This is a genomic window from Acinetobacter sp. UBA3025 (assembly GCF_002367915.1).
GTDB lineage: Bacteria > Pseudomonadota > Gammaproteobacteria > Pseudomonadales > Moraxellaceae > Acinetobacter.
The window spans coordinates 1-8,599 of record NZ_DFDO01000192.1 but is presented as its reverse complement, the minus strand read 5'-3'; the positions used below and the strand labels follow the sequence as shown (position 1 = coordinate 8,599).

General features: G+C 43.5%; 9 protein-coding genes. 4 read left to right on the top strand and 5 right to left on the bottom strand.

Annotated features, from left to right (window positions below; genetic code table 11):
- The 4 genes from mutS to B4J23_RS07985 all read left to right on the top strand — a co-directional run.
- Positions 1–2,413: DNA mismatch repair protein MutS (mutS, locus tag B4J23_RS08000; protein ID WP_291359833.1), on the top strand; the 2,413-nt coding region annotated here is incomplete at its 5' end.
- Positions 2,414–2,617: 204 nt separating this feature from the next.
- Positions 2,618–2,941, top strand: coding sequence for a ferredoxin FdxA (fdxA, locus tag B4J23_RS07995; RefSeq protein WP_004786212.1), 324 nt, complete (start codon positions 2,618–2,620; stop codon positions 2,939–2,941).
- Between the two features lie 138 nt (positions 2,942–3,079).
- Entirely contained in the window at positions 3,080–3,793 is a 714-nt protein-coding gene (locus B4J23_RS07990) for a D-Ala-D-Ala carboxypeptidase family metallohydrolase (protein ID WP_004786214.1), read from the top strand.
- Positions 3,794–3,925: 132 nt separating this feature from the next.
- A complete protein-coding gene (locus B4J23_RS07985) occupies positions 3,926–4,591 on the top strand; it encodes an O-methyltransferase (protein ID WP_125278360.1) in 666 nt (221 codons plus the stop codon).
- A gap of 170 nt (positions 4,592–4,761) precedes the next feature.
- On the opposite strand, the gene B4J23_RS07980 is transcribed toward B4J23_RS07985, so the two are convergent.
- From B4J23_RS07980 to B4J23_RS07960, 5 genes are all read right to left on the bottom strand, one after another.
- A complete protein-coding gene (locus B4J23_RS07980; RefSeq protein ID WP_034703837.1) occupies positions 4,762–5,604 on the bottom strand; it encodes a universal stress protein in 843 nt (280 codons plus the stop codon).
- A 187-nt stretch (positions 5,605–5,791) separates the two neighbouring features.
- Positions 5,792–6,409: an acyltransferase gene (locus B4J23_RS07975; RefSeq protein WP_125278361.1), complete on the bottom strand. Its 618-nt coding sequence runs from the start codon at positions 6,407–6,409 to the stop codon at positions 5,792–5,794.
- On the bottom strand, positions 6,402–7,001 hold the full coding sequence (locus B4J23_RS07970; RefSeq protein WP_125278369.1) for an IMPACT family protein: 600 nt from the start codon (positions 6,999–7,001) through the stop codon (positions 6,402–6,404). Before B4J23_RS07970 ends, B4J23_RS07975 begins: the two co-directional genes overlap by 8 nt.
- 114 nt (positions 7,002–7,115) lie before the next feature.
- Positions 7,116–8,303, bottom strand: a complete 1,188-nt coding sequence (locus B4J23_RS07965) for an HlyD family efflux transporter periplasmic adaptor subunit (protein ID WP_125278362.1) — start codon at positions 8,301–8,303, stop codon at positions 7,116–7,118.
- Positions 8,300–8,599: ATP-binding cassette domain-containing protein (locus B4J23_RS07960; RefSeq protein WP_291359827.1), on the bottom strand; the 300-nt coding region annotated here is incomplete at its 5' end. The genes B4J23_RS07960 and B4J23_RS07965, both read right to left, overlap by 4 nt.

The following is an 8,599-nucleotide window of genomic DNA, read 5'->3' as shown; positions in this document are numbered from 1 at the left end:
CGCTCTTCCGATCTTCCATGCGGCAGAAGGATATTTGGCCCGTCTGGTAAAAAAAGGCGAAACGGTAGTAATCTGCGAGCAGATCGGTGAAGTGACTGGTAAAGGTCCAGTTGAACGTGGGGTCGTCCGAATTATCACTCCCGGGACTTTAACTGATGATGCCTTATTAGGTGCGCATCAAACCTCCAACTTGGTTGCTCTGTATGTTCACCAGCAACAAATCGGAATTGCACTTCTCGACCTGAGTGCGGGTTTATTTAAAGTCCAGCAAATCGATTATGACTTAAGTCAGTTAGCCATTGAGTTGGCACGCCTGATGCCAAGTGAAATTGTGATTGATGAAAATCTGCAAGATCAAGCTCTGGTAAAACACTTAAAACAACAACTAGATGTTCCTATTAGCAAACGTCCGAATGTTGACTTTAACCAAAACAATGCCCAGAAGACCTTATGTGACCAGTTTGCAGTGAGTACACTTTCAGGTTTCGGAATTGATCATCTGCCCTTGGCCAAAGCTGCTGCAGCCGCATTGATTCACTATGCCAAAGAAACCCAGAAAACGGCTTTACCGCATATCCGAACCATTCAACTGGAACAAAGTTCAGACTTTATTGCACTGGATCCAGTGAGCCGTCGTAATCTGGAGCTAATTGAGCCTTTATTTGAACATGGCACTTCATTGTTCCAGCTGATCAATGACTGTCAGACCGCTATGGGTGGCCGTCTGCTTAGCCGCACCCTGATGCAACCGCTTCGTGATACTGCGATACTGGATGAGCGACTGGATGCGACACAGGCATTGCTTGAAGGTTTCCATGAATCGCCAGTCCGTCTGGTCTTAAAAGAAATTAGTGATATTGAACGTGTACTCAGCCGTATCGCTTTAGGTAGTGCTCGTCCACGTGATTTAGTGCAGTTGCGTCAAGCCTGTGCACAGATTCCATTTTTACGCCATGCGTTACAACCGCTGTTAAGTCAGCAGAATTCGAAATTATTACAACAACTGAATGAAGAACTGGGCGATTTTCATGGCCTGCATCAGCGCCTGATGTCAGCCATTGTTGAAAATCCACCGGTACTGCTACGTGATGGCAATGTCATTGCAGAAGGTTTCGATAGCGAGCTGGATGAGCTGCGTAAAATCCGTGATCATGCCGGCCAGTTCCTGATTGATCTGGAAATTAAGGAACGGGAGCAAAGTGGCATTCCTACCCTGAAAATCGGCTATAACCGTGTCAGTGGTTATTATATCGAACTGACTCGTGCACAAGCTGAACAGGCACCTGAACATTATATCCGTCGCCAAACGCTGAAAAATGCTGAGCGTTATATCACGCCTGAACTAAAAGCTTTTGAAGATAAAGTATTGTCTAGCGAATCCCGTGCACTTGCTCGCGAGAAAATGCTATTCGAAATGTTGCTGGATGAACTGCGTCAGGATATTGGCAATCTACAGATGATGAGCAGTGCGATTGCCCAGATCGATCTGTTGGCAAACTTTGCCCATCAGGCACGTTTACGCAATTGGGCACGACCAAAATTCAGCCCTGAAATTGGTGTGAAAATCGTTGCCGGCCGTCATCCTGTGGTTGAAGCCTTAAGCAAGGCAGCCTTTACTCCAAATGATACCCAGCTGGATTATCAGCACCGTATGGCCATTATCACCGGTCCAAATATGGGTGGTAAATCCACCTTTATGCGCCAGACTGCCCTGATTGCCCTACTGGCTTATTGCGGTAGTTATGTGCCAGCGCAATCGACAACACTGGGTCCAATTGACCGAATCTTTACCCGGATTGGCTCTGCAGATGATTTGTCGACTGGCAAATCAACCTTTATGGTGGAAATGACGGAAACTTCGCAAATTCTGCATCATGCTACCAGTCAATCTCTGGTTCTGATGGATGAAGTGGGTCGTGGAACCAGTACTTATGACGGGCTGTCCCTGGCTTGGGCTTGTGTACTGGATCTGACTAAACGGATTCAATGTCTATGTCTGTTCGCAACGCATTATTTTGAGCTAACCGAACTGGACAAAGAAGCAGGAATTGATAACTATCATGTCACAGCCAAAGAACTAAATGGCAACCTTATTCTGCTGCATAAAGTCCAACATGGCCCAGCTAGCCAGAGTCATGGTTTACAGGTGGCTAAACTGGCAGGTATTCCTGCGGCTGTAATTAAAGAAGCTCAGCATCGCTTGAAGATTCTGGAAAAGCAGCATCAGGCCAAACCACAGAGTCCGCAGCATGATCTGTTTGCGATGCCTGAAATCATCGAAAAAGTCATCGAGATTGAAAAGCCTTCAGCAGCGCTTGAATTATTAGAAGACCTTGATGTCGACAATCTGAGCCCACGTGAAGCATTACAGCAACTTTATGCTCTTAAAGATCTCATGAAACAGCCAAGTTAAAATCTCTTCTAAGCCCTATCCCGCATAGGGCTTAGCTGATGATGATTCTCATTCCCTAAGCCTTTCATCCAATCATCGCAGTTTTTTCAAATTTAACAGCCCTATATATAACAAATATCAATAAAAGGAATTGTTTGTTCCCTCTATTTTTGCCTAAAATACGGTATTCGTCATTAGAACCATATTTTTTAGGTAGCTGTCGCCATGACCTTCGTTGTCACTGAAAATTGTATTAAATGTAAATATCAAGACTGTGTTGAAGTTTGCCCTGTAGACTGTTTCTATGAAGGTCCTAACTTCCTTGTGATTAACCCGGACGAGTGTATCGACTGCGCGTTATGTGAGCCTGAATGTCCTGCAAATGCAATTTTCTCTGAAGATGAGTTACCGGAAGGCCAAGAAGTCTTTATCGAGCTAAATGCTGAACTGTCCCAAAAATGGCCGAACATCACTCAAATTGGTGAGCAACCTGCTGACCGTGAAGAGTGGAATGGTAAAACTGATAAATTACAATATCTTGAAAAATAATTTTTCAAATCTTAAAAAAGACCAGCACAGACTGGTCTTTTTTATACCCCATCCACACATTTCATTGCAATTTATCCTGATTTTCTCCGTAAAAGTGGACTAAAATAGCGCTATTTTAAAATATCTGAATTGCTATCAATGAAGCATTTAATAAAGGGGTTATTGAGTGTTTGTATAATCCCGCTTGTCTTTGTAGGATGTGCTACCACCACAAAACAGTCTGGTAAAGTAACTCCAGATAAAAGGATTTACATCCCAGAAGAACGAGTCCAGTACAACCATAAACCACAGCCTAAACCGGTTCCTTATGTCTATACTCACTGGGTATCGGCACTAAATAACCTGTCTCTTGTACGTGAATATGAAAACTTTTTGGCCCAGCAAGGGGTCGGAAATATTATTCCAAGTTTTGAGCTGATGCGTACTGCACGGGATTGGGCTAAATGTGGTCGATCGCAATATATGATTCCAAGCCGTGAGCTCTGGTCAAATCAGGTGCCTACTTTACGTGTCTTCAAATATCTGGTTGCTGCCAATGTACTGACTGATTTTGAAGTCACTTCGGTTTATCGTGACCTGCCTTTAAATCAGTGTGCCGGTGGAGCCAATTCTTCACGTCACCTGTTTAACTCGGCAATTGATTTTCGGATCGGACCTGAGTACCCACAGGCTCAGGATTATGCAGCGATTGAAAATACCAAGTTCAAACTGTGCCAGTTTTGGTTACAGCATGGACAAAGCCTGAATATGGGGCTCGGTTTATATGCCTCTGGCCAAATCCATATTGATACTCAAGGTTATCGCACTTGGGGCCCGGATTTAAGTCGTCGCTCATCAATGTGTAATTACTAAGTCATTTCATTTTCTATACAAAGCCAGCTTTTGGCTTTGTATAGCCTAAAAAATCAGCGAATATAGAACAATAAATTGCGCTGTGCCCGGAAAAGTTTAAAATGCACGCATCACAACAAAGGTGCGAGTACTATGCAACAAATGTGGACAGATATTGACCGCTACATTGATTCACATTTAATTCCTGAAGATCCTATCCTGAATCAGACTCTTGAAAATACTGCTGCACATGGTTTTCCAGATCATCTGGCTGTTGCGCCAAATCAGGGAATGCTGCTGCAAATGCTGATCCAAATGAATAAGTGCAAACGTGTACTGGAACTGGGAACCTTTGCTGCATATAGCACCATGTGGCTGGCTCGTGCCCTACCTGAAGACGGTTATATCCTGACCATTGAAGGCCGTGACACGCATGCTGCCATGGGACAGGAAAATATTGATCGTGCACAGTTAAAACAGAAAGTTGAGCTGAAATGTGGCCGTGCTGCAGATGTGCTTCGTGCCCTGCCTGAAGGTACTGAAGCCTTCGACTTTATTTTTATTGATGCTGATAAGCAAAGTTATCCTGAATATCTTGAGCTGAGCTTAAACCTTTCTCACTCCGGCACCATTATCTTCCTGGACAATGTGATTCGTGCCGGTGATATCATCAATCCGGACAATAAAAAACCAAGTATTGAAGGCATTCGTGACATGTTTAAAGCGCTGGAAAATCATCCACGTATCTTGTCTTGTACTGCTTTACAGACCGTCGGTAGCAAAGGCCATGATGGTTTTGCACTCGCAATTGTCAAATAATACGACTAGAACAAAAATCAGCCAATAAAGTATTCCTGATAAATAACATCATCTTACAGAATGTAACCACAGAGTTATCCACAACATATGAGGATAACTCTGGTTATTTTTAATTCAAGCTGTAACAATTTATCAAAAAATACATCTATGCCAGTTTTATCACCTTCTTTCTACTTCGCTACCAATAATGGCACTTTAGAATTTCGGAAAATCGTTGTCGCAATACTACCCAAGAAGAACTGGTGGATTTTGCTATGACTGAATGCTCCCAAGACAATTAACTGAATCCCATGTTCCTGCTGATAAGACAGGATATTCTCAGCCACTTCTCCGTAACGGTATTCTGGCACGACCTCTAGTCCTGCTTCTGTCAAATATTGCAGAGGCTCATTCAGGATTTCCACATGATCCCCGATATAAAGCAGATGACATTGTAATTGTCTTAATAAATCACTTTCTGCAATACGTTTCATCATCTTCACACAAGTCGGTGAATATTCATAAGCGAAAATAAAACGTGTCGGTGGTCTGAAGTGTTCCCCTACAGTCATCACTGTACAGTTAGCACCACGGATAAAGTTTTCAACATTGGTGCCAATTGGCTTGTTTTTCTCCGCAGAACGCTCACCAAGTAATCCAATGACTGCAATATCATCAGGCTTTAGAATCTGAAAACTTTGTTCCAGAAAATCGCCTTTTTCCTGAATATGTGTGGTGCGGATGCCATAATCTTTAAAGATACGATCCGAAATATGCTGGAGTAGATTATTGCTATAACTAAGCGCAATTTCACTTTGCTTTTGCTCCAGCTCAGCCAGCTCTTTAAGTAACATGGCATTGCTTTCAAAGCCAATTACACCGCTAATTTCCCCAAGATGATAACTGGCCGGGTAATAATCCAGAACTTGTAATAAAACCAGTTCACGGCCGGTCTGTTTGGCAATCCATGCAGCAGCATCTGCAAGCGCGTTCGTGCATGGTGAGGAGTCTATGCAGGCAATGACACGTTTCATGTTCAGCCTCTCTTTTATAATAAAAATTTCTTAGTTATTTTTAACTTAGCACAAGCATTAGTAAATGTGCACTGAAATCTGTAAGGCTTGAATTGAAATATGTTAACTTTTATGTGATGTGATAAGGCCTTTACTCAATATTAAGCACTTGATATAAATCCTTTTTCCATGCGCCTATTTCATTATTTTAATCACGATATCGAATCAATTTTGCCGGATTTCCGGCGACAATTGCACGTGCTTCAATATCCTTCGTAACCATGCTATTCATCCCTATAATCGCCTGATCAGCAATTTTCACCCCATCTTTAATGCCAACATTGGCACCTAACCAGACATCCCGACCAATCTCAATTCCTTTGGACCTGACTGACTGCTGATAAATCGGCTGATCCAATTCCATCCCATGATCAAAGGCATAAAGATGACAATAGGCTGCGATGCGTACCTGATCATGCAGTTTAATCCCAACCCGACCACCATCCAGAATACAGTGATGATTGATTGCAACTTCGTTACCTATTTCTAAAGGACCATGTAGCGTACAATCTGCCGCAATAAAGGTATTATCTCCGATACTAATTTTACGACCCGGCTCAGCAAAGATATGCGCCAATGGCGAAATAAAACAGTTTTCTCCAATTTCGACTGTTTCCATCTCCATTAGATAGGTCTGATATTCTTTCTGCCAAGCTTCAGCCCAACCACGATTCTTGGGTTTTAAGGACCAATATAACCAAGGCATATAATTCAGGCGGTGTTTATGCTGCTCACGATATTTCAGCAATGGATCTGGTTCAGTCATCTGCGGCTTCTTCTATGATTTTTAACTGTTCACGTCCACGAGTAACATCCTGAATCTTCAGGGCAAAAGGTTCAAGCTGATGTTTCTGGAATTGTGCCTGAACCTGTACGCCTTCAGCCGAATATTCTTCCTGATAATCAATCTGCAGCTGATTCAGCTCATACTGAAAAATGGCCCATTCATTAAACTGGCAAGCAAATTCGACTTTTTTCTTTTCAATCAGTTCAATTTTTTCAGCTAATAACAAACATTGCCCAGCACAGCCCCCATAGGCACGGACCAGACCACCGGTGCCTAATTTAATACCGCCATACCAGCGATTCACCAGTACCAGTACATTGGTTAGCTCATTGCCTTCAATGGTCGCGAGGATCGGTCGGCCTGCGGTACCCGATGGCTCACCATCATCATTAAAGCGTACATGATGACCGATTTTCCAGACCCAGCATTGATGAGTGGTGGTCGGATCACGGTAGGCCTCCAGAAAATCCTTCACATCCTGCTCATTTTCTACAGGTGTGGCAAAGGCCTGAAATCGGCTTTTTTTGATGTCTTCCTCAAAGCTGACAAGGCTGGCAATAGTAAATGGCATAACTTCAGGCATTCAAATTTCACCTGTGCAGTATACCTGTTTTGACGTGGCAAAGAAAAAGCCTCTCTATACGAGAGGCTTGATTCAATTTAATTTTATTAATTACTTTTAAATTTAACGTTCACGCAATGCTTCTTTAGCCTTGTTGAATGGCTTGATCAGATAATCCATTACCGTTTTTGCGCCGGTACGAATATCGACGGAGGCCACCATACCTGGTGTGATATTGAACTCCTGTCCAGCAGCATTTCTCAGCTTGTCACTATCGGTACGGATATACACCCGATAATAGAACTGATCCTGTTTGACTTCATCTCGTAAGGTATCTGGTGAAATCACGGTCACCTTTCCTTTTAGACCGCCATAAATCGAGTAATCATAGGCAGTAATCTTAACCAGTGCTTCCTGATCAGGCCGGATAAAGGCAATATCACGTGGTGAAATTCGGGCCTTAACCAGTAATTTTTCATCCAGAGGCACGATAGTCATCAGCTTGCCATTTTGCGGAACCACGCCCCCTAAAGTCATGACATCAATTTCTTTGACCACACCACGAACTGGGGATTTAAAAATGGTCCGGTTCAAGGTATCTGACTTACCGCGTACCACCTGTTGCTGGGTTTCCACATCAGTATTGGCTTTGGACAGCTCTTCCCGTGCTTTCACATAATATTGGTTGCGAATATCATTCATCTGGTTACGCAGGTCATTGGCTTCACGCTTCAACCGTAAAACTTCAACTTCACTGGCTGCCCCTTTAGCCACCAATGGCGCGGTCATTTCCAGTTCCTGTTGTACCAGTACCAATGCCTGTTGCAAGCCGGCAAGAGATTCTTCCAAATTGGCACGACGTGACTGATACAGTGCGGTTTCTTCTTTAACCAGTTTCGGATATTTCAGCACTTCTTCCGGGAAAGACAACGGCGTACCACTTACTTCTGCACGTAAACGGGCGGAAGTCGCACGTGAAGCGATCAGTATGGATTCTGATTCGCCGACATTAGATTCAAATCGGGTTGGATCGAGCTGTGCCAAGACTTGACCACGTTCCACAATCTCGCCTTCTTTGACATTCAACTTGGTTAGAATGCCACCCTCCAGAGACTGAATCACCTGTTCCTTGGAAGATGGAATGACTTTACCCGTACCGGTCGAGACCTCTTCCAGTTTAAATAACCAGGCCCATGTCAGCAGTATTAACAAACCAATGCCCACAATCCAGATAATCAGACTAGATTTAGGTAATGGCGGTTCCTGAAAGCTCACTTTGTTTGAACGCGTTAATGTTTGTGGTTCACTCATGCGCTTGCTCCCACGACCCGTTTAGTTCCTACCTGTGACTGATTTAATATTTGGTCTCGTGGACCATCCATGACAATTTTGCCATCATTGACCACGAGAATACGGTCAACTAACTCCAGTACGGCGCGACGATGCGTTGCCACTACCAGTGTACGATGGGACAGATACCCTTTCAGATGATCAATTAACTGCTTTTCTGAAACATCATCAATCGCTGCAGTTGGCTCATCTAACAACAAAATTTTAGGCTGGCGGATCAGGAGCCGTGCAAGTAATAAGGCTTGACGCTGTCCACC